The following is an 18,711-nucleotide window of genomic DNA, read 5'->3' as shown; positions in this document are numbered from 1 at the left end:
AGAACAAGCGTTTAATCCATTAAACCAGAGAAAAATATTGTCAATTTTTATAACAAGAAGACGGTATTTTAGTTTTTCGGCACAAATGGATGTGTAACCTTCAACAAGAGAAGGTTACACATCCAGATAGTGTTGCCGTATCGCCCCTTAGGGGTCTGACAACCACTTGAGGGGTGATCGACAAAATCAGAACGATTATGTCGTAATGACAGCTGACTGGTTTGATTGATAAGGCGTCAAATTTTAAGATTTACTTTTTTTCAATTTTTTCCCCATTGGGGATTCCTTCGCAGTGCCAGTTGTTGTAAAGTCCCTGCCGGCACAGTGTGGATGTGTCTTTTTTGATATAGTATCCCGTTACAATGCGGGCTCCCACAAGATACTGGCCATCTCCAATGTTGACTGATTTCCACGTGATGTCTCCACAAGGCTTCCCATCTTTGGGAACACAGTCTGGAGAGCTTGCTTTAGCAATCTTAGCCCCTTCGGGGTATGCTAGAACATCGAACGAAAGGTGATCGTCTTCGTCGTCTATTTTCTTTGTCCATCCGACGTACCCACCTTTCCCTGCGTTGAGGATATTTCCTTCAGTGTCAGTGACATTGATCCTGTCTCTAACTTTTCCTTCGAGTGTCCACTTTTCGCCGTCCTCTTTGGCGATCATTATGTCGATATGTTTTCCTACGAAGAACGGTCTCTTTTTGGTGTTCAGGCTTTCGCCTCTGACATAGTAGAATGTCTTTTTGTTTTTATGTTCCCAGCAGATGGCGGCTCGGGCATCATATCCGTCTTCCCCTTTTGCCCTATGTGTGGCGGTGCACGTAGGGCCTGCCGCATGTGACTCTTCGGCGGGAGCAACTGCCAAAAACGGGGATACCAGTGCCGCTGCGAACGCAGCGATCGGCAAGAATCTTTTACTCAAGAAACAAAACCTTTCAAATAGTTAATGAGCACTCAGTCAAGAATGCGTAATGAACTCTAGCTCGCTTATGGGTAGTTCAGTCAATGGCTGGCCCGTGCACTATAGGGTGATCTTATTACCCAATCAGGGATTTATCGAATTAATTTCAAATGAAAACTATCCGCGTTTGCCGTGAATAAAATTTCATTTATATTTCGGCTTTGAACTTCCCTGTCCCATGTCAAGCCCGTAAGGGGCCGAGCCGCTTTACGTGCCGGCCCGCCTCAAGCAGTTATAACCAGTGCCGCCACACTTTTCCCACACAAACGACGACAGACGATGAGCACCGACCAGCCACAGCGACCGGTGTGGGGGCGACATCGAGCCAGGTGACAGCGGGTATCAGCACCTACCGGCAAACGACGACGGGAACCGACCCGCTACTCCACGGGTTCCGGGGCGGGGCAGATCCGGCGCGGTGTTGCATCTGCTCGAACACCCAGCAGTGTTGGGTGAGGTCCCGTTTGTCAGCTGTTCGTCAGGGCATCAAAAACGACCACGAAACGACGAGAAGTTAAGAACAACGTTTGACCAGGTCAACGACCGTAGCGGCACCATCGGTGCTGGTCACGAAAACCCGGTGAGGAGTTCAGGTTCAACGTGTGAGGCCGTAAACCGGGGCTTGTGCCCACAGGCCACGGTGGTCGAACTGCCTGGTCAGTGACGATGCGAAACCGTTCGGCGAACCGTTTCGTTGCTCCGGTTTCCTGCCATTGCTCGGCACCGTGCTGACTTGGTGCTGACTCCGTGAGGTTGAGAGACCTCCCGTGCGTCCGGGGTTGATCCTGATCGCAGACCGCGGCCCCCGACAGCCTTACTCAGCCCCGGAGCCAGGCCGCCGTCCTCTTTTCTTGCGAGCCGCAGGCGACCTCCCAGCTCGGGTCCCGCGTGGACCCGTAAGGCTGCGAGCCCCCCTCGATCTCGGGGGAGCCGTGTATTCGACACACCTCTCCCGGGATCGAGGGGGAGGTGAAGACTCTCGGTATACCGGAATTGTGACTTCGGAGCTTCACCCCGCGCGGGGTGTTACACCCGCGCCGAGCCGGGGGTTACGCGCATTGCCGGGATGATGGCCGGGCTACACGAGCGTGAGCGCCAGGGCTTACCAAGTACACGGCCGGGTTCGCCTAGATCGTGCGTTGCCTGACGCGCGGACTTCACCCGCTCTAACCGGGATCCGCACGGCTGTGAACCGTGGCCAGGACTTGTAGCCCTACCCACGCGCTGCCTGGGGTGCGCGTGGAGGGAAGTCTATTCCGTGCTAGACTCAGCACTGCTCTTTGTACTCTTGGCGGATACAAAGTAGCACGAGCCCTCTGGTTTCGATCAGGGGGCTCTTCTGCGTTCGTGACCGAGCGTGCACATACGAATGCGCCCCGGAGCGGATCCGAGGGTGTGAAGCTGTTCGGCTGTTGGTCAGTCGAACCGGAATTCAGCCGGGTCCGAGGACGCCCCGCGTCGAGGTCTGGTCGATTTCCCATCCCGCGAGCTTTCGGTGCGCCGCTGCCCACTCGGCGCGGGGCCAGGCTTCCGGCATTGTTCGACAGGGCTTCGCGTGCCGCCTGGCGGGCCTGCTCGAAGTCCCCGAGGGCGTGGAGCACGAATCCGTTGTGTCCATCCAGGATGGAAGGCACGTACCAGTACGAAGAGTCCGGCAGTTCTTCCGGGGCGGGAATACGTGCCACGTGGTGGTCGGCTTCCGGCGCTGCGTGCCGTGCATCGAGGGGGCTGCTTAGCTCCACATCCGGTCGGTTCCCCCGTTTCACGGGGAGTTTTCCGAAGTGGTTATTTTGGATGGTCGGTTGTGCTGACGGTGCCTGTCGGGGGATAGGCATCGGTGTTGATCGGTCCGAGTACCGGGTCGAACACCGTGATCCGTTCGGCGCGTTTTCCGGAATCGGCTTTCCGCCGACGGCTTTGCCAAAGGTCGAGCTGTGAGTTCTTCGTGCGGGTCCTCCCGTGGTATTCGCACCGTCCACCGCCGGTGGCGACCGTGCAGCGGGTTCCCCTTTTGGTGGTCCCGCCGCACTGCACCGCCGGGTCGTGGATGTGGCACAGCCCGGAGGGACGCGCCCCGTTGGGGCAGGGCTTACCGGCCTTCGTGGTCGTTCGACAGCGCATGATCGGAGCATGCCACTTTCCGAGATCAATCGGATGCACAAGGTAGCTGTTCGCGGTGTGGTCGCTGTTTCGGGAGCGACCACGTCCACCCCGCACCTCACCGACTACCTGATCCCCGTGGCACGTACCGCGCGAATCGGATCACGGGGTACGGTGCGGGTTCTTCAGGAGCTGTACGGCTGGGTTATGGCCTCCAGGAAGTGCTCGGACGGGTCGGTGAAGTAAACACCTCGCCCGCCGTGGTTGTTGTTGTGCTGCTCGGGCAGCTTTCGTCGTGGATCGGCCCAGTGCGGCACTCCCTCGTGCCGCAATCGGCCGTACAACCCGTCGAAATCCGCCTCGGTGATCAGAAAGGCGTAGTGCTGCGGCGGGAATTCGATGCCGGGTTCGGCGAACTGCAGCATCGTGCCGCCGTCCAGTCGTACTACGAGGAAGTAACCACCCGCCTCGGCCGGAGGCAGGTCGAAGATGCGGGTGAAAAACGCCGCGGAATCGTGCTTGTCGTGCGCGGCGATGATCGTGTGGTTGAACAGAACGGTCAACGGGTGCTCCCGTGAACTGGACGCCTCCATGCCTGACGCTGTCCGCCACCGGCACGCGACGCGAGTTCGGATTCTGGCCTGTGGCCGGAGGATCCGCAAGCCCCGCGGCCGAACCCGCGAAGTAGCCTGCCGTACTCTTCCGACCTCGCAGGGCCGAGACGCGGCTACAGCCGATCTCGTGGGGAATCAGCCCCTGCGGCGTTTCTCGTTCAGCTCGCGGAGCTGGCGCTTCACGTCGTCCAGCTCCCAGCGGTAGTGACCACCCGGGGTGGTCAGGGTGGGTTCCAGCTGACCCGTCCGCGCGTAGTTGGTGATCGACTGATGCGAGATCCCGAGAGCTCGCGCCAGCTCTCCGCTCGTCAGCAGTCGATCGGACATGCCTCGAAGATAGTTCGCTCGATCGGTTGACCGCTTGCTGCTTTAGCAGATTTAGCGGTTCTGTTAGTTTCAATGTGTCAGCAGATTTAGCAGATTTAGCATTTTGAGGAGTAGCGATGACGAGTGAACGTGAGCACTTCTGGATGCCGATCCCGGCCCCCGAGTCGAAGCGGCACGCCTTCCGGGGCAGGCAGTGGGACGGATCTCCGGCGGCCGAGAGCCTGTGCGGCTCGGCGCTGTCGATGGCGCGCCCCAGCGAGATGGACTGGATCCAGCGCCCCACCTGTCGGCACTGCTGGCAGGAGTTGCTGGAACGGGTTTCCGAGCCGGAGCCAACCTGCCAGGACTGTCCCCACCGCTCCGGAAGGCGCGATCCGGAGACCATCCGCGCCGAACTGGAGCGGACCGAATCCCCGTGATCCGGCTGTGGGGTCATGCCGAGTTCATCTTGTTGTGGAATCCCGCGAAGCCAACACGGCAGCGGAAGTGACCGTTAAGTTCGGCCCGTATGTTGTTTTTCCTGCTGCTGGTCTCCCCGGTGGTGGTGCTGCCGCTGGTGCTCGTGCACGCGGTGTACTCGTACCGGAAACTGCTGCGGCGACCCGCAAGGCTGTGCTCGTACGCGGCCGTGCTCATCGGCGGTACCGCGCACCTGGTGTTCCTCCGGGGGCTGACCCACACGCCCATCGTGCAGGGCACTACTAGATGTGTCGAGGACAAACCGAGCTGGATGGGTGAAGAGGTTCGGTTGCTGCGTTACGACCCGAAGACCTTTCCGCCGGAGGCCAACTGCGTCTGGGACGACGGGACCACAGTGGACATGGTGCCGGGGTACATCACTCCGACCTTGTACACGCTCCTGTCGCTCACCGCAGCCTGCGCCGTAGTGGGGTTGTTCTTCCTGCTGCGCACCCGCCGCTCGTGAACCGAACGTGCGAACGTCCCGCGCGGGAAGCGGAGCGGCGAGCCCCCGCCCACCCGAGCGCGCGATCGGTGACGGAACGCCTGGGGAACCCTCCCGGCCTGCGTGGAGCGTGAAGTGGTGCGACCGTACGGGTACGCGGCGGCACCCCGCCGCGTCATTCCATGATGATCTCGGGGGGCATCGCATGGGCACCATCACCACCAACGACGGCACGGAGATCTACTACAAGGACTGGGGCGCGGGCCAACCGATCGTGTTCAGCCACGGCTGGCCGCTCTCGGCCGACGACTGGGACGCCCAGCTGCTGTTCTTCCTGCACCACGGCTACCGGGTCATCGCGCACGACCGGCGCGGCCACGGGCGTTCCGAGCAGACCGGCGAGGGTCACGACATGGACCACTACGCCGACGACCTCGCCGCGCTGACGGCGCACCTCGATCTCTCGAACGCGATCCACGTGGGTCACTCCACCGGCGGCGGCGAGGTCGTCCGCTACCTGGCCCGGCACGGCGAGGGCCGGGTCGCCAAGGCGGCGCTGCTCTGCGCGGTGCCACCGTTGATGGTGCGAACCGAGAGCAACCCGGACGGCCTGCCCAAGGACGTCTTCGACGACTTCCAGCGGCAGCTGGCCGAAAACCGCTCGCAGTTCTACCGCGATATAGCCGCGGGCCCGTTCTACGGTTTCAACCGCCCGGGTGCGGAGCCCTCGGAAGCCGTGATCCAGAACTGGTGGCGCCAGGGCATGATGGGTGGCGCGAAGGCGCACTACGACGGTGTGGTCGCCTTCTCGCAGACCGACTTCACCGATGACCTGAAGCGGATCACCGTGCCGGTGCTGGTGATGCACAGCCAGGACGACCAGGTCGTGCCCTACGTCGCCTCCGGGCCGCTGTCGGCGAAGCTGCTGCGCGACGCCACGTTGCACACCTACGAGAACTTCCCGCACGGCATGCCCACCACGCAGGCGGAGACGATCAACGCGGACCTGCTGGAGTTCCTGCGCGGGTGACCCACCGGTCTTCGCACGAGCGACTCCGCCCCTGCCGTGCGAGTGATCAGCGACTTCCACTGGACGCCGAACACGGCATCGGTCGCGGACGGAAAGGGGCGGTCCACGATGGACCGCCCCATCCGAAAACGCCGGAGGACCGCCGGTCAGACCACTGCCGTCATGCCGCCGTCGACGAACAGTAGCTGCCCGTTGACGAACGACGCGGCGTCCGAGGCCAGGAACACCGCCGGGCCGAGCAGATCGTCGGTACTGCCCCATCGACCGGCGGGAGTGCGCCCGGTCACCCAGCCACTGAACTCGGGGTCGGCTACCAGGGCCGAGGTCAGCTCGGTCGCGATGTAGCCGGGTGCGATGCCGTTGATCTGCAGGCCGCTGCTCGCCCATTCGGCGGTCATGGCCCGGGTCAGGTTCCGCAGCCCGCCCTTGGCCGCCGTGTACGGCGCGATCGACGGCCGGGCGAGCTCGGTCTGCACCGAGCAGATGTTGATGATTTTGCCGCTGCCGTGCCGCACCATGTCGCGCGCCACCGTGCGTCCCACGAGGAAGGCGCTGGTCAGGTCGGTGCGCAGCACCTCCTCCCAGCGCTCCACCGAGAGGTCGAACATCGGCTCGCGGTGCTGGAAGCCCGCGTTGTTGACCAGCACGTCGATTCCGCCGTGCCGGTCGGCGATCTCGGCCACCCCTTCGACGACTTCGTCCTCGTCGGTGACGTCGAAGCACACCACGTCGCACTCGGCTCCGGGAACCGCCGCGCGCAGCGCGTCACGTGCTTCGGCGGCCCGCTGTCGGTCGCGGCCGTTGAGCACCACCGTGGCCCCGGCCTCGGCCAGCCCCTTCGCGACGGCGTTGCCGATGCCGCGACTGCTGCCGGTGACCAGCGCGACCCTGCCGGTCAGGTCGAACAGTTCGGATACCAAGGAGTCCTCCACTCAGGCGACGACGAACAGCAGGGAGGCGATGGCGAAGCCCATCAGCCCGATGGTGGTCTGCATGACCGTCCAGGTCTTCAGCGTCGTCTTCACGTCCATCCCGAAGAACCGGCCCACCAGCCAGAATCCGGAGTCGTTGACGTGCCCGGCGGTGACCGAGCCCGCCGCCAGCGCCAGCACCAGCGCGGCCAGCTGCACCGAGTTGAAGTCCTGTCCGAGCACCACCGGCTGCACCAGCCCGGCCGCGGTCGTCAGCGCGACGGTGGCCGAGCCCTGCGCGATGCGGATCACCGCGGCGATCACGTAGGCGGCGACGATCACCGGCATCCCGATGTCGGACATCACGTCCGAGAGCGCGTCGCCGATGCCGCTGGCCTGCAGCACGCCGCCGAACATCCCGCCCGCGCCGGTGATCAGGATGATCGCGCACACCGGGCCGAGCGCGGAGTCGAGCAGCTTCTCGATGACGTCCTGGCCGCGTCCCCGGCGGGTCCCCAGGACGTAGGTGGCCACGAACACGGTGATCAGCAGCGCGACCGGCGTGGCACCCAGGGTGCGGGCGACCTGGAACCAACCGGCGTCGGGGTTCGCCCACCCCGCTTCACCGGCGGTGTTCAGCCCGGTGTTGGCGAAGATCAGCAGCAGCGGAAGCAGCAGCAGCGAGATGACGGTGCGTGCGCGGGGCGGGTTCTCGTCCTGCTCCACGGGAGTGCCGCCGTTGAGTAGTTCCGGCACCGGAAGCACGATGCGCTTGCCCGCCCAGAGGCCGTAGAGGTAGCTGGTCAGGTACCACGTCGGAATCGCGACAACCAGAGCGAGCGCGAGGACCAGTCCGACGTCGGCGCCCAGCAGCCCGCTGGCCGCGACCGGCCCGGGGTGCGGTGGAACGAAGATGTGCATCACCGAGAACGCGCCCGCCGTGGGCAGGCCGTAGCGCAGCACACCACCGCCGAGCCTGCGTGCCACCGCGAACACGATCGGCAGCATCACGACGAGCCCCGCGTCGAAGAAGATGGGAAAACCGAAGATCAGCGAGGCGATGCCCAGCGCCATCGGTGCGCGTCGTTCGCCGAACCTGTTCAGCAGCGCGTCGGTCAGCGACTGGGCGCCTCCGCTGACCTCGAGGAGTCTGCCGAGCATCGCGCCGAGCCCGACCAGCAGCGCCACGCTAGCCAGCGTGGAGCCGAATCCGCTGGTGAGTGTCTCGATGATGCTGTTCGCCGGGATGCCCGACGCGAACGCGGTGGCGAGGCTGACCAGCACCAGCGCGAGGAAGGCGTGCACGCGCAGTTTGATGATCAAGAACAGCAGTACGGCGATCGCGGCCGCCGCTATGCCGAGTAATGGGCCCGAACCCATTGTCTGTGTCCAGCCATCGATGTTCATTCAAAAGCTCCGTTGCTTTGTGCCGGTTTCGATGGTCATCGCGCGGCGTGGCAGGCGCCGGGGTCGAGAGCCGCGAGGGTCTGCCGCACGATGTCTTGCGGGGGATCGACGATGTCGACGGTCAGGCCGGCCTCGTCGGGGTGTAGCGGTTCGAGGTCGTCGAACTGCGACCGCAGCAGTGAGCTGGGCATGAAGTGCCCGGAACGGCTCGTGAGCCTTCCCTCGATCGTTTCGGCCGAGCCGGACAGGTGCAGGAACCGCACGTTCGCCCCGGCCTGCCGCAGGACGTCCCGGTACGTCCGCTTCAGCGAGGAGCAGGTCACGATCGTGTTCGTCCCGCTCGTGGCGTGTCGGGTGATCCAGTCGCGGATCCGCCACAGCCAGGGCAGCCGGTCCTCGTCGGTGAGCGGGACACCGGCCGTCATCTTGGCGATGTTGGCTTCGGGGTGGAACTCGTCGGCCTCGGCCGAGGGCCGATCGAGCTGTTGGGCGAGCAGCTGCGCGACGGTGCTCTTGCCCGCCCCCGAAACGCCCATCACCACCAGGCATGTGGCTGTCATACGACTCCCTCGTCGAGCTGCGTCCGTTTCCGTGTCATGTCCACGCGGCTAAAAAGTATTACCTTTGGCGGCGAAAGTTATCACCAAATGATGTGACTGGGAAGACATTCGGAACTCGGTAATCTGTACGGGTAAACCCGGCAACCGTGGAGCAGGAGAACAACGTGACGAGGTCCGGACACGGACACGAGGGGAGTGAGCAGCGGGCGAGTTCTGCGAACGACACCGCGACCGTGCGTGCCTCACCGACCGGTGCGGTGAAAAGCGGTGCCGGGGAGTCGAATGTCGAAGTGCTGCACAGTGGTGTACTGGACACGCTCGGCAAGGAGATCACCGACGGTCGATTGCCCACCGGACACGTGCTGACACTCGACACGCTCGAGGAACGGTTCGGGGTGTCGCGCACCGTGGTGCGGGAGAGCGTGCGGATTCTGCAGTCGATGGGGCTGGTCACGTCCCGGCGCCGGGTCGGCATCACGGTTCAGCCGAGGCGGTCCTGGAACGTGTTCGACCCACGTGTGATCTGGTGGCGACTCGCGGGCGAGGGGCGGGAGGCCCAGTTGCGTTCGCTGACCGAGCTTCGCATCGCGGTCGAACCGCTGGCCACCGCCGACGCCGCGCGCAACGCTTCGGGAGAGGTGAGATCACGTGTGGTGGAGCTGTCGTCGATGATGCGCGCCAAGGGCGAAGCGGGTGAGCTCGACGACTTCCTGGAACTGGACATCGAGTTCCACACCGCGTTGTTGCGGACCAGCGGCAACGAGATGTTCGAGGCGTTGGCCGATGTGGTCGCGGTGGTGCTGCGGGGGCGAACTCAGCTGGGGCTGATGCCGCACCAGCCGGTTCCCCGCGCGCTGGACCTGCACGAGCGTGCGGCACACGCCGTGGCCAACGCGAGATCGGAGGAGGCCGAGGACGCCATGCGCGAGCTGCTCGCCGAGGTCCGGGACGCCGTCGTTCCGGTTTGGGGGAATCCGTCGGCGGGGAAGTAGAGCTCCATCGCGGGGGTCGAGGTCTCGCTGTCCCACGGCGACCGCTACGCCGAGGCGCTGATGCGGCTCGCGCACCCAGAAGCGGCGCGTGACCACCTCGGAGCGTCCCAGTGAGACCCTGTCACCTCGGTCCGTCGACGTGGCGCGGCGATTTCGCGCGAAATTCACGCTGGATCGGTGTCCGGATTCCCCGGAAGTGGCGATTTCGTGGGAACGAATCCCACGTACCGGTCGCGGTCGGCGTGGGTGGTGTGGTCCGCGCCGGACCCACTGGTGGGATCTGGCGGCGCGGACCTCGCGACCGGATGAGTGCGACCGTGATCGGGACACACCGGGACGGTGCTTCCCTCGAACGTCGCGGTCTCACGACCGCGCGGGCGACGACCCCGTCGTCACGCCCTGCTCGTGTCGCGCTGCCGCAGTTCGCCGGCCAGCTCCAGGTTGTGCTGCTTGATCCAGCCGGGAATGAGGAAGGCGTCCACGAGTGCCCACACGGCACTGATGGGGCTGGTGATGACGAGCACCGTGCACACCAGCTGCGCCACGGCGGTACCGACGCGGTTGCCCGCGTAGAACCGGTGGGCACCGAACAGGCCGAGGAAGATCCACAGCACGTAGCTGACCACCAGCGACTTCTGCCTGGCCTGGTATTCCATCATGTCGTATTCAGCGTTCAATCGGATGTCTCCCGAGGGGCGCGGTTCCAGAGTCGCTCCATCCTATGTTTCGGCCGAACGGTGGTTCGTTCCGGTCGTCCCGGTGACGAGAGCGGTGGATGCGGTGCACGTTCCCGCTGTCGCGGGGGACTTCCTCGTTGACACCGCGTGTGCCGGTCACGCGTGAATTTCGCGCGAGATCCGCGAGCACCCGGAGGCCGTCACTCCGGCACCCGCGCCAGTCCGGCGTAGATGCCGCTGGGTTCGGTGGGGCCCGCGATCTCGCCGTGGTGCCAGTCCTGGGCGTAGCGGATTCCCGGCTCGACGAGCCGGGTGCCCTCGAACAGGCTGAGTACCTCCTCGTAGCTCCGCGGGTATGCCTGGTGGCTGGCGCGGCTGTGCTGGATGCGCTCGGCCACTCCGCTCGTGTTCACGTCACCGTCGTCGGTGGTCAGGTGCGAGATCGCGATGTAGCTGCCGGGCGCCAGCCCCCTCCGGTAGCTCGCCACCGTCTCGCGCAGCCGATCGGTGTCGGGGAAGTACTGCAGCACGCAGAGCAGCAACACCGCCACCGGCCGGTTCAGATCCAGCATGCCGCGCGTGACCGGTGAGTTCAGCACCTCCACCGGGTCGGTGAGGTCGCCGCGCAGGATCGTGGCCTTGTTCGTCCCTTCGAGCAGTAACTCGCTGTGCGAGACCGCCACGGGCTCGTTGTCCACGTAGACCACCCGGGAATCCGGATCGTGTCGGTGCGCGATCTCGTGCACGTTGCCGATCGTGGGCACCCCGGAGCCCAGGTCGAGGAACTGATTAACCCCCTGCCGACAGCAGTGGGTCACCATGCGGCGCAGCAGTGACCTGTTCTCGCGCGCCATGCTCGCGATCCGGGGCTCGCTCTCGGCGATGTGATCACCGAGCTCGCGGTCCACGGCGAAGTTCGCCGACCCGCCGAGCCAGTAGTCGTAGACCCGCGCGGGATTGGGAAGACCGACGTCGGTGTCGCCGGGGAACCTGTAACCGCGGTCGGGTGATTCGTCGAGGCCGCCCATAAGCTCTCCCACACCGGAGGTTCGCGACGAACACAGCTTACGCCTCGACCCGACTCGACACCGCCCGGAAGTGAATACTGTTTGCTTCCACCTGCTCGGCTACCGCACCGAGGTGCCGATCGTGCACGAGGCACGGCCCCATCGGGCTCCGGGTACACCGGAGTGGCCGACACCGGGAGGGAGTGGTGACTCCCGCTCCGCGGCGAGGAGGGTTCGACGCGAGTCCGGATCGCGGGCAGACTGCGCGCGTACGATGATCACTGAACCCCGCTCTGACACGGGTGTCGTTCGAGATCACCGCCCTACACGATCAAGAGGCGATTTTCGGAATGGACTCGGAGATAACCCTGCGGGTGGACGGACGGCGGGAAACGCTGTCCGTCGACACCCGGACGACTCTGCTGGACGCACTACGCGAACGATTGGGGGTGACCTCTCCGAAGAAGGGATGTGACCACGGGCAGTGCGGTGCCTGCACCGTGCTGCTGGACGGCAGGCGTGCCACCAGCTGTCTGACCTTCGCCGTCGCGAACGACGACAGTGAGGTCGTCACCGCGGAAGGACTGGCCGAGGAGGACGAACCGCACCCGGTGCAGCGGGCGCTGCTGGACAACGACGGTTTCCAGTGCGGCTACTGCACGCCGGGGCAGGTCTGCTCCGCGGTGGGCATGTTGGACGAGGTCAAGTCGGGCTGGCCCAGCTACGTGACCGAGGATCTCGAGGAGTCGATCGAACTCGACGAGGACGAGATCCGTGAACGCATGAGCGGCAACCTCTGCCGCTGCGGTGCCTACGCCAACATCGTCACAGCCATCCGAGAGGCCGCCGAGTGAAACCCTTCGACTACCAGCGCGCCACCGACGCCGACAGCGCGATAGCGACCGTCAGCCGCGATCCCGAAGCGCGCTACATCGGTGGCGGAACCAACCTCGTCGACCACATGAAGCTGGGGATCACCGAACCGGGGAAACTGGTCGACATCACCCGGCTGCCCTACGACTCGGTCGAGTCGCTGCCCGACGGCCGGGTCCGCATCGGCGCCACGGTGCGCAACAGCGACCTGGCGGCGGAGCCGGTGATCCGGCAGCGCTACCCCGTGCTCGCGCAGGCACTGCTGTCCGGGGCCTCCGGGCAGCTGCGCAACCTGGCCACCACGGGCGGCAACCTGCTGCAGCGCACCCGCTGCTCCTACTTCCAGGACGTCACCACCCCGTGCAACAAGCGCGAACCCGGCTCGGGGTGCTCGGCGCTGGAGGGCTGGAACCGGCACCACGCCGTGCTCGGTGCCTCCGAGCGGTGCGTGGCGACCCATCCCTCGGACATGGCGGTCGCGCTGGCCGCGCTCGACGCCGACGTGCTGGTGGCGGGGCCGGACGGGCAGCGCACCGTGCCGGTGACCGAGCTGCACCGGCTGCCGGGTGACGAGCCGGAACAGGACACCGTGCTGCGGCACGGCGAGCTCGTCACCGCCGTCGAACTGCCTTCGCTGCCGCTCGCCGCTCGTTCGCGCTACCGCAAGGTGCGGGACAGGGCCTCCTACGCCTTCGCGCTCGTCTCGGTCGCGGCGGCGGTCGAGGTCACCGACGGCTACATCACCGACGCCCGGATCGCCTTCGGCGGGCTCGCGCACAAGCCCTGGCGGGCCACGGCGGCGGAACGGGCGCTGCACGGCGCCCCGGCCACCGAGGAGGCGTTCCGCGCGGCGGCCGACGCCGAACTCGCCGAGGCGGAAACGCTGCGCGACAACGAGTTCAAGGTGCCCATGACTCGCAACACCCTGGCATCGGTGCTGCGCGAGCTCACCCAGCAGGAGGGATCATGACCGGAGCGACGCGGGCCACCTCGCAGGGGCCGGAACGGGTCGAGGGCCGTGCCAAGGTGACCGGCACCGCGCCCTACGCCTTCGAGTACCCGGTGACGGACCCGCTCTACCTGCACCCGCTGCGGTCGGGCATCGCACGGGGCCGCATCGCGAGTATCGACACCGCGGCAGCCGAGCGGGTCGACGGGGTGCACACCGTGCTTACCCACCACAACGCGGACGCCCTGAACCCCATCGGTGACCCCGAACTGGCCGTGCTGCAGTCCGACGGGATCGACTTCCGCGGCCAGCTCGTCGGCGCGGTGGTCGCCGAGACGCCGGAGATCGCGGCGCACGCGGCCGGACTCGTCGACATCCGATACGAGCGGCTGCCGCACGACAGCGAGTTCCGGGACGACGCGAACATCGTCTACACCCCGGACGCCGACGCCAGCCCCATGCTGGCGCCGGACCTGGAGCGGGGCGACGTGGACGCCGCACTGGCGGAGGCGACCCACACGGTGGACGTCACCTACACCACGCCGCCCGAGCACCACAATCCGATCGAACCGCACGCCGTCATCGCGACGTGGGACGACGACGGACTCACCCTCCACGATTCGAACCAGGGATCGCACCTGGTCCGGGACCTGCTCGCCCCGCTGGTCGGCCTCGACAAGGAGCGGATCAGCGTGATCGCGCCGCACGTCGGGGGCGCCTTCGGCTCCAAGGGGATGCCGCACGGGCACGTGGCACTGACGGTGCTGGCCGCGCGCCGGACGGCGGGCAGACCGGTCAAGTGCGCTTTGTCGCGTACCCAGATGTTCGAGCTGGTGGGCTACCGCCCACCCACCCGGCAGCGGGTGCGACTCGGGGCCGACTCCGAGGGGCGGCTCACCGCCACCGAGCACGACTCGCTGGAGCAGACCTCCCGGTTCAAGCAGTACGCCGAGCAGAGCGCAAGCGCCTCGCGGGAGATGTACGCGTCACCCAATCGCCGCGTCACCAACCGGCTCGCCGCGCTGGACGTGCCCGCCCCCACCTGGATGCGGGCGCCCGGTGAGGCGAGCGGGATGTACGCGCTGGAAAGCGCTGTCGACGAACTGGCGGTTCGGGCCGGGATCGACCCGATCGAGCTCCGGGTACGCAACGAACCGGAGGTCGCTCCGGTCTCCGGGCTGCCGTTCTCCAGCCGCAACCTGGTCGCCTGCCTGCGGCAGGGTGCCGAACGGTTCGGGTGGCAGGATCGCGACCCTCGGCCCGGTACGCGGCGGGAGGGCGACTGGCTCGTGGGCACCGGGGTGGCCGCCGCCAGCTTCCCGAGCCTGCTGTTCCCCGGCTCGCTGGCTACGATCCGGCACGAGTCCGGCGGGAAGTACCGGGTGGAGATCGGCGCGGCCGACATCGGTACGGGAGCCCGTACGGCGCTGACCCAGCTCGCGGCCGAGGGGCTGGAGGTCCCGTTCGAAGCAGTGGAACTGCGGCTCGGCAGCACCGAACAGCCGAATGCCGGCCTGGCGGGCGGATCCGCCGGTACCGCCTCGTGGGGCTCGACAGTCGTGGACGCGGTGCGTGCGTTCCGCGCCGAGCACGGCAGCGATCCCGCGGCGGGAGTCGAAACCACGGCGGGCGCGGCCGACAATCCGGACCTGGGCAAGTACGCGATGAACGCCTACGGTGCGCAGTTCGCCGAGGTGCGGGTGCACGCCGACACCGGTGAGGTGCGGGTTCCCCGGATGCTGGGAGTGTTCGCGGCGGGCCGGATCGTCAATCCGCGCACCGCGCACTCGCAGTTCCTCGGTGGGATGACGATGGGGATCTCGATGGCGCTGCACGAGCACAGCGTCGTCGACGGACGGTTCGGTCACGTCGTCAACCACGATCTCGCCGGGTATCACATCGCGGGCAACGCGGATGTGGGGTCGATCGAGGTGAGCTGGGTCGAGGAGCACGATCCGCACGTCAACTCGGTGGGTGCCAAGGGGATCGGCGAGGTCGGGATCGTCGGTACGGCGGCGGCCATCGGCAACGCCGCGCACCACGCCACGGGCGTGCGGGTTCGGGACCTCCCGCTGACTCCCGACAAGTTCCTGCGCTGATTCCCGCGCGGCGCTCGGCACCGGTCTCGCACGGGGCCGGTGCCGGGGCTTGGCCCGATCGACTGGAGAACCGAAGCGAGCCCTGGGCGTCACCTGCGGCCCGCGGTGGGCCGCCTTCCGGAGGAGGTGGGCCTGCCGCCCGAGGTGGCTCCGCGCCCCGAGCCCGAACCGCGTCCCGCACTCGAGCCGCTGCCCGACCTCGAACCGCCGGAGCGGGCCGAGCCGCGCCCCGCGTCCTGGCGGCTGCCCCAGGTGTTGTGCCAGCGCCAGTTGATCCAACCGTCCAGCACCAGGACGAGGACGCCCAGCACGGCCATGATCAACCCCAGCGTGGGCATGATCGCCAGGCCCACGAACAATGCCGCCATCAGCAGCGGGACGACCGCTATCCAGCAGAAGGGATCGATACTGCCGATGAACGTCGGGTTGCGTTCTGCTCTGCTCGGTTCACGCGCCAACGGAGTGCTCGCTTTCCAGCGGGTCGGGGGCAGCAGCGATTATCGGCGGTTCCCGCGTTCGAACCGACCGCAGGGGTGCCGTTGTGCTTCCACCCTGCGTCAACTCCCGTGATGTCGGCACGGTTTCACCTCAAGGTGTGCACTTGGTCACTCTCGTTTCGATTGCCGGTGGCAAGTGCCCGTTGGGGTGTCGCTCTGTAGTGTGATTTCTTGATGATCACGTCGAGCGTTCGTGAGACGCCGGTCTCCGGCGGTACGGACAGGATTGCTGTGGGGGTGCGGTAGTGAAGCGGAACTCACCTCGCGTTGCCCGTGGGACCGCGTTGATCGCACTCGTGTTGTGTGCTTTTTCGGCGCTGCTCAATTTCACGGTGCTGCTTGTGTTTCTGCGGGAGGTGCCGGACGTCAACTACTGGATTCCGGTCAGCAACCTGATCGGTGTCCTACTGTTCGGCCCGTTGGCAGTGTTGAACACGTTCCTCTACCTCCGTGCGCGCTGGCAGGAGTAAGGCATCGCGCGCCGCAGGCGGGGAAGCACTTGATGTTCTCGGGGATTCTCCAACCGATCCGTGCTCAGTCGGTCGACGAGTGGGCCAGGAGAACGGCGAACACGGATCGAGGGACTCGGCAACCAGTGATCAATCGGCGGAAACCCGGACCTGGTGCTGTGGAACGGAACTCTCGGCTGCCGACTCCCGTTCGAACCGGTTGAGCTGGCGGCGGCGCAGCAGCTTCGCGACCAGCTGACAGCCGAACGCGAGTAGTATGCAGCCGAACCGTGGCCAGGGCGACTCCACCCGCCAGGTGACGTACAGAAACACCGGCAGCAGCAGCACCGACAGCGTGTACAGCGCGAGCTGGACTCCGGTGCGTTTCGGTTCCGGCACGTGAGCGTCTCGCGATCCCCGGTGGGGACGTTCAGTCGGTCCCGTCCGCGGTCCCCTCGGAGCGGTACTTGTTCGGGCGCAACGTCGAGCGGTCGGGGAATCCGAAGCGCCACTTCGCCGGTTTCATCGGCCCCGTGGGGGCCGAGTCCATGGGCGTGAAGTGCCGAAGCACGAGAAACGCCAGTACTGCCGAGACCACGAATATCGGCATGGCCAGCCACAGCGGGGTTTCCAGTATGTTCAGCACGAGGCTCGTAGACGGGGCGGTAAGCAGCCCCACTCCTCGCCAGAAGTGCTCCCGCTTGGAAAGCGGCTGAAATGCCTTGTTGTCTCGTTCCATGAGCGACTCCGATACATGTTCCCCTCCCTCAGGGCAGCATTACTCGGTAGCGATGGTCAACTTCGACAGTGGTGTGTCCGATCACGACGGTCCGAGCCGAACCGGCTCGGTGCGGTGGGTCCCAACTGTCGGAGCGCGGAAGTGCGGTACCGGGATGGGCGGCGGCAGGGGAGCGAAGGTGCGGACACGTCAGCCGTACAGCTTCTTCGCGTACTCCGCGCCGTAGTAGTGCTCCAACTCGGCCATGCTCTTCTCCGGAGTCTCCAGCGTCTTGGCGATGGCCGGACGCGATTCCATCGCTTCCGGATTCCAGCTCTCCGGGTTCCAGAGCCCGGAACGCATGAACGCCTTGGCGCAGTGGTGGAAGACCTGCTCGATCTCGACCACCAGTGCCAGTACCGGTCGGTGTCCCTTCACCTCCATGCGCTCGAAGAACGGGGCACGCCGCACGATCCGAGCCCTTCCGTTGATCCGCAGTGTGTCGCCTCTGCCGGGCAGCATGTAGAGCAGCCCGACGTGCGGATTGCGCAGTATGTTGCGGAAACCGTCCGCGCGGCGGTTACCGGGGCGTTCCGGGAGCGCGATCGTGGAGTCGTCCAGCACCAGTGTGAACCCGGGCGGGTCTCCCTTGGGTGAGACGTCGCAGTGCCCCAGTTCGTCGGAGGTGGCCACCAGGCAGAACGGGGAGTGGGCCAGCCACCGCTTGTCCAGCTCGTGCAGTTCGGCGCGTTCCTTGTCCAGGGTCCGCCGCAACGGAGTGCCCAGCAGTTCCCGCAGTTCCGCCTCGTCGGTCACTTCGAGCGGTTCGGGGTCCGAGCCGCTGTTCTCGACATCCCGCGATGAATCGTCCATTCGAGTCAACTCCTCCTCCGGCTAGATCTGCCCCGCACGGTAGACCGTGGCCGTGAGGCCGGTGGCCGAACGGCCGTCCGCCCGCCTCCGCCGGCTCGGCACATTGCCGACCTACGTAGACATGATTGCCCGTAGCATCGCGGAGTTACTCTACTCCGCTTGGTGAGCGATACCAGCGACCTGGCGCTTTACCGGCCGGATACGAGCGGTGCCGCTTACGCCGGAGTCGACGGCATCAGCACCGAGCTCGATACCGCCACTGCCGACGACGCGGCTCTCTGCCCCGCTTGCCGCCGAAACCCTGAAGGACGTGTGAGTTTTCCTCTGAAAACTCGCACTTGGGAAAAATATTCCTTTCGTTGTTCGAGTTTTATGTAAATTACGAACACATCCTCCGTGTGCATTGTCTGGAGGTAAAGCTGTTGAACCGATCGGCCTAGCGGTGTACGCACTGTGGTGCATCGAAAGGAAATCAGTCACATCGGTTCGACATCAACAGTGTTCTGGGCTAAAGTGGCCGGTCGAGAACGGATGTTTTGAATAAACGAGTCAAGAGGAGAATAACGGTCTGTGGTTGCCTGTCGAATTGAACAGTGAATCACTTCCTCAGTCCTCTGTCGCCGTTCGTCAGAGAATGTCGTGGGGGAACGGGGGTTCCGCCGCCCGGGCCCGTTTGTGCTAGCGGAACGCGTCGTTACCGGCGCACGCTACCTCTCGGGTGCGCGATGGCGGGACTGCTGACACGAACGTTGCTGGTCAAAAG

The 18,711-nt window shown here is 65.5% G+C and carries 20 protein-coding genes; 8 read left to right on the top strand and 12 right to left on the bottom strand.

Annotated features, from left to right (window positions below):
• Nucleotides 1-250: 250 nt before the first annotated feature.
• From J2S53_RS11110 to J2S53_RS11100, 3 genes are all read right to left on the bottom strand, one after another.
• Nucleotides 251-922: a hypothetical protein gene (locus tag J2S53_RS11110; protein WP_456240899.1), complete on the bottom strand. Its 672-nt coding sequence runs from the start codon at nt 920-922 to the stop codon at nt 251-253.
• 2,324 nt (nt 923-3,246) lie between these two features.
• Nucleotides 3,247-3,624 carry a VOC family protein gene (locus J2S53_RS11105; RefSeq protein WP_456240898.1) on the bottom strand — a complete coding sequence of 126 codons (378 nt, stop codon included), beginning with the start codon at nt 3,622-3,624 and terminating at the stop codon, nt 3,247-3,249.
• Nucleotides 3,625-3,810: 186 nt separating this feature from the next.
• Nucleotides 3,811-4,002 carry a helix-turn-helix domain-containing protein gene (locus J2S53_RS11100; RefSeq protein ID WP_130468114.1) on the bottom strand — a complete coding sequence of 64 codons (192 nt, stop codon included), beginning with the start codon at nt 4,000-4,002 and terminating at the stop codon, nt 3,811-3,813.
• 116 nt (nt 4,003-4,118) lie between these two features.
• Between J2S53_RS11100 and J2S53_RS11095 the strand changes: the two genes are divergently transcribed.
• From J2S53_RS11095 to J2S53_RS11085, 3 genes are all read left to right on the top strand, one after another.
• The gene (locus tag J2S53_RS11095) at nt 4,119-4,421 is read left to right on the top strand and encodes a hypothetical protein (RefSeq protein WP_456240897.1); all 303 of its coding nucleotides are present in this window, start codon (nt 4,119-4,121) and stop codon (nt 4,419-4,421) included.
• Nucleotides 4,422-4,510: 89 nt separating this feature from the next.
• Nucleotides 4,511-4,927, top strand: a complete 417-nt coding sequence (locus J2S53_RS11090) for a hypothetical protein (protein ID WP_456240896.1) — start codon at nt 4,511-4,513, stop codon at nt 4,925-4,927.
• A gap of 184 nt (nt 4,928-5,111) precedes the next feature.
• Nucleotides 5,112-5,936 carry an alpha/beta fold hydrolase gene (locus J2S53_RS11085; RefSeq protein ID WP_456240895.1) on the top strand — a complete coding sequence of 275 codons (825 nt, stop codon included), beginning with the start codon at nt 5,112-5,114 and terminating at the stop codon, nt 5,934-5,936.
• 146 nt (nt 5,937-6,082) lie between these two features.
• Here the strand turns inward: J2S53_RS11085 and J2S53_RS11080 are convergent, their stop codons facing one another.
• The 3 genes from J2S53_RS11080 to J2S53_RS11070 are packed head-to-tail and all read right to left on the bottom strand — an operon-like array spanning nt 6,083 to nt 8,814.
• A complete protein-coding gene (locus tag J2S53_RS11080) occupies nt 6,083-6,856 on the bottom strand; it encodes an SDR family oxidoreductase (protein WP_456240894.1) in 774 nt (257 codons plus the stop codon).
• Nucleotides 6,857-6,868: 12 nt separating this feature from the next.
• Nucleotides 6,869-8,254 (bottom strand): GntP family permease, encoded by a 1,386-nt coding sequence (locus J2S53_RS11075; RefSeq protein WP_456240893.1) that lies wholly within the window; start codon nt 8,252-8,254, stop codon nt 6,869-6,871.
• A 35-nt stretch (nt 8,255-8,289) separates the two neighbouring features.
• Entirely contained in the window at nt 8,290-8,814 is a 525-nt protein-coding gene (locus J2S53_RS11070; RefSeq protein ID WP_456240892.1) for a gluconokinase, read from the bottom strand.
• A 257-nt stretch (nt 8,815-9,071) separates the two neighbouring features.
• Between J2S53_RS11070 and J2S53_RS11065 the strand changes: the two genes are divergently transcribed.
• Nucleotides 9,072-9,806 (top strand): FCD domain-containing protein, encoded by a 735-nt coding sequence (locus J2S53_RS11065; protein WP_092979859.1) that lies wholly within the window; start codon nt 9,072-9,074, stop codon nt 9,804-9,806.
• Nucleotides 9,807-10,198: 392 nt separating this feature from the next.
• Here the strand turns inward: J2S53_RS11065 and J2S53_RS11060 are convergent, their stop codons facing one another.
• Together J2S53_RS11060 and J2S53_RS11055 are read right to left on the bottom strand one after the other, a co-directional pair.
• Entirely contained in the window at nt 10,199-10,483 is a 285-nt protein-coding gene (locus tag J2S53_RS11060) for a TM2 domain-containing protein (RefSeq protein WP_092979861.1), read from the bottom strand.
• A 200-nt stretch (nt 10,484-10,683) separates the two neighbouring features.
• A complete protein-coding gene (locus J2S53_RS11055) occupies nt 10,684-11,511 on the bottom strand; it encodes an SAM-dependent methyltransferase (protein WP_456240891.1) in 828 nt (275 codons plus the stop codon).
• A gap of 329 nt (nt 11,512-11,840) precedes the next feature.
• On the opposite strand from J2S53_RS11055, the gene J2S53_RS11050 reads away from it, so the two are divergent.
• The 3 genes from J2S53_RS11050 to J2S53_RS11040 are packed head-to-tail and all read left to right on the top strand — an operon-like array spanning nt 11,841 to nt 15,411.
• Nucleotides 11,841-12,344, top strand: coding sequence for a 2Fe-2S iron-sulfur cluster-binding protein (locus J2S53_RS11050; RefSeq protein WP_092979863.1), 504 nt, complete (start codon nt 11,841-11,843; stop codon nt 12,342-12,344).
• A complete protein-coding gene (locus J2S53_RS11045; RefSeq protein ID WP_456240890.1) occupies nt 12,341-13,333 on the top strand; it encodes an FAD binding domain-containing protein in 993 nt (330 codons plus the stop codon). Before J2S53_RS11050 ends, J2S53_RS11045 begins: the two co-directional genes overlap by 4 nt.
• Complete coding sequence (locus J2S53_RS11040; RefSeq protein WP_456240889.1) at nt 13,330-15,411, top strand: xanthine dehydrogenase family protein molybdopterin-binding subunit; 2,082 nt, start codon at nt 13,330-13,332, stop codon at nt 15,409-15,411. The genes J2S53_RS11045 and J2S53_RS11040 overlap by 4 nt, the downstream gene beginning before the upstream one ends.
• An 89-nt stretch (nt 15,412-15,500) precedes the next feature.
• Here the strand turns inward: J2S53_RS11040 and J2S53_RS11035 are convergent, their stop codons facing one another.
• Nucleotides 15,501-15,869, bottom strand: coding sequence for a hypothetical protein (locus J2S53_RS11035; RefSeq protein WP_456240888.1), 369 nt, complete (start codon nt 15,867-15,869; stop codon nt 15,501-15,503).
• A 371-nt stretch (nt 15,870-16,240) separates the two neighbouring features.
• Between J2S53_RS11035 and J2S53_RS11030 the strand changes: the two genes are divergently transcribed.
• Complete coding sequence (locus tag J2S53_RS11030) at nt 16,241-16,378, top strand: hypothetical protein (RefSeq protein WP_175530154.1); 138 nt, start codon at nt 16,241-16,243, stop codon at nt 16,376-16,378.
• A gap of 129 nt (nt 16,379-16,507) precedes the next feature.
• Here J2S53_RS11030 and J2S53_RS11025 read toward each other — a convergent pair whose 3' ends face one another.
• The 3 genes from J2S53_RS11025 to J2S53_RS11015 form a co-directional block, all read right to left on the bottom strand.
• Complete coding sequence (locus tag J2S53_RS11025; protein WP_456240887.1) at nt 16,508-16,756, bottom strand: hypothetical protein; 249 nt, start codon at nt 16,754-16,756, stop codon at nt 16,508-16,510.
• Nucleotides 16,757-16,787: 31 nt separating this feature from the next.
• The gene (locus J2S53_RS11020) at nt 16,788-17,096 is read right to left on the bottom strand and encodes a hypothetical protein (RefSeq protein WP_456240886.1); all 309 of its coding nucleotides are present in this window, start codon (nt 17,094-17,096) and stop codon (nt 16,788-16,790) included.
• A gap of 189 nt (nt 17,097-17,285) precedes the next feature.
• On the bottom strand, nt 17,286-17,948 hold the full coding sequence (locus J2S53_RS11015; RefSeq protein WP_456240885.1) for a pyridoxamine 5'-phosphate oxidase family protein: 663 nt from the start codon (nt 17,946-17,948) through the stop codon (nt 17,286-17,288).
• Between the last annotated feature and the right edge of the window lie 763 nt (nt 17,949-18,711).

This window comes from Actinopolyspora lacussalsi, assembly GCA_030803735.1.
GTDB classification, from domain to species: Bacteria; Actinomycetota; Actinomycetes; order Mycobacteriales; family Pseudonocardiaceae; genus Actinopolyspora; species Actinopolyspora lacussalsi.
Note: the sequence above shows the minus strand (reverse complement) of the source record. Positions and strands in the feature narration are given on the sequence as shown.

What these genes read in the sequence shown, in the direction of transcription:
- J2S53_RS11085 (WP_456240895.1), top strand. Translation starts at nt 5,112, where the DNA reads ATGGGCACCATCACCACCAACGACGGCACGGAGATCTACTACAAGGAC.
- J2S53_RS11090 (WP_456240896.1), top strand. Translation starts at nt 4,511, where the DNA reads ATGTTGTTTTTCCTGCTGCTGGTCTCCCCGGTGGTGGTGCTGCCGCTG.
- J2S53_RS11055 (WP_456240891.1), bottom strand. Translation starts at nt 11,511, where the DNA reads ATGGGCGGCCTCGACGAATCACCCGACCGCGGTTACAGGTTCCCCGGC.
- J2S53_RS11070 (WP_456240892.1), bottom strand. Translation starts at nt 8,814, where the DNA reads ATGACAGCCACATGCCTGGTGGTGATGGGCGTTTCGGGGGCGGGCAAG.
- J2S53_RS11095 (WP_456240897.1), top strand. Translation starts at nt 4,119, where the DNA reads ATGACGAGTGAACGTGAGCACTTCTGGATGCCGATCCCGGCCCCCGAG.
- J2S53_RS11100 (WP_130468114.1), bottom strand. Translation starts at nt 4,002, where the DNA reads ATGTCCGATCGACTGCTGACGAGCGGAGAGCTGGCGCGAGCTCTCGGG.
- J2S53_RS11050 (WP_092979863.1), top strand. Translation starts at nt 11,841, where the DNA reads ATGGACTCGGAGATAACCCTGCGGGTGGACGGACGGCGGGAAACGCTG.
- J2S53_RS11075 (WP_456240893.1), bottom strand. Translation starts at nt 8,254, where the DNA reads ATGAACATCGATGGCTGGACACAGACAATGGGTTCGGGCCCATTACTC.
- J2S53_RS11040 (WP_456240889.1), top strand. Translation starts at nt 13,330, where the DNA reads ATGACCGGAGCGACGCGGGCCACCTCGCAGGGGCCGGAACGGGTCGAG.
- J2S53_RS11015 (WP_456240885.1), bottom strand. Translation starts at nt 17,948, where the DNA reads ATGGACGATTCATCGCGGGATGTCGAGAACAGCGGCTCGGACCCCGAA.
- J2S53_RS11020 (WP_456240886.1), bottom strand. Translation starts at nt 17,096, where the DNA reads ATGGAACGAGACAACAAGGCATTTCAGCCGCTTTCCAAGCGGGAGCAC.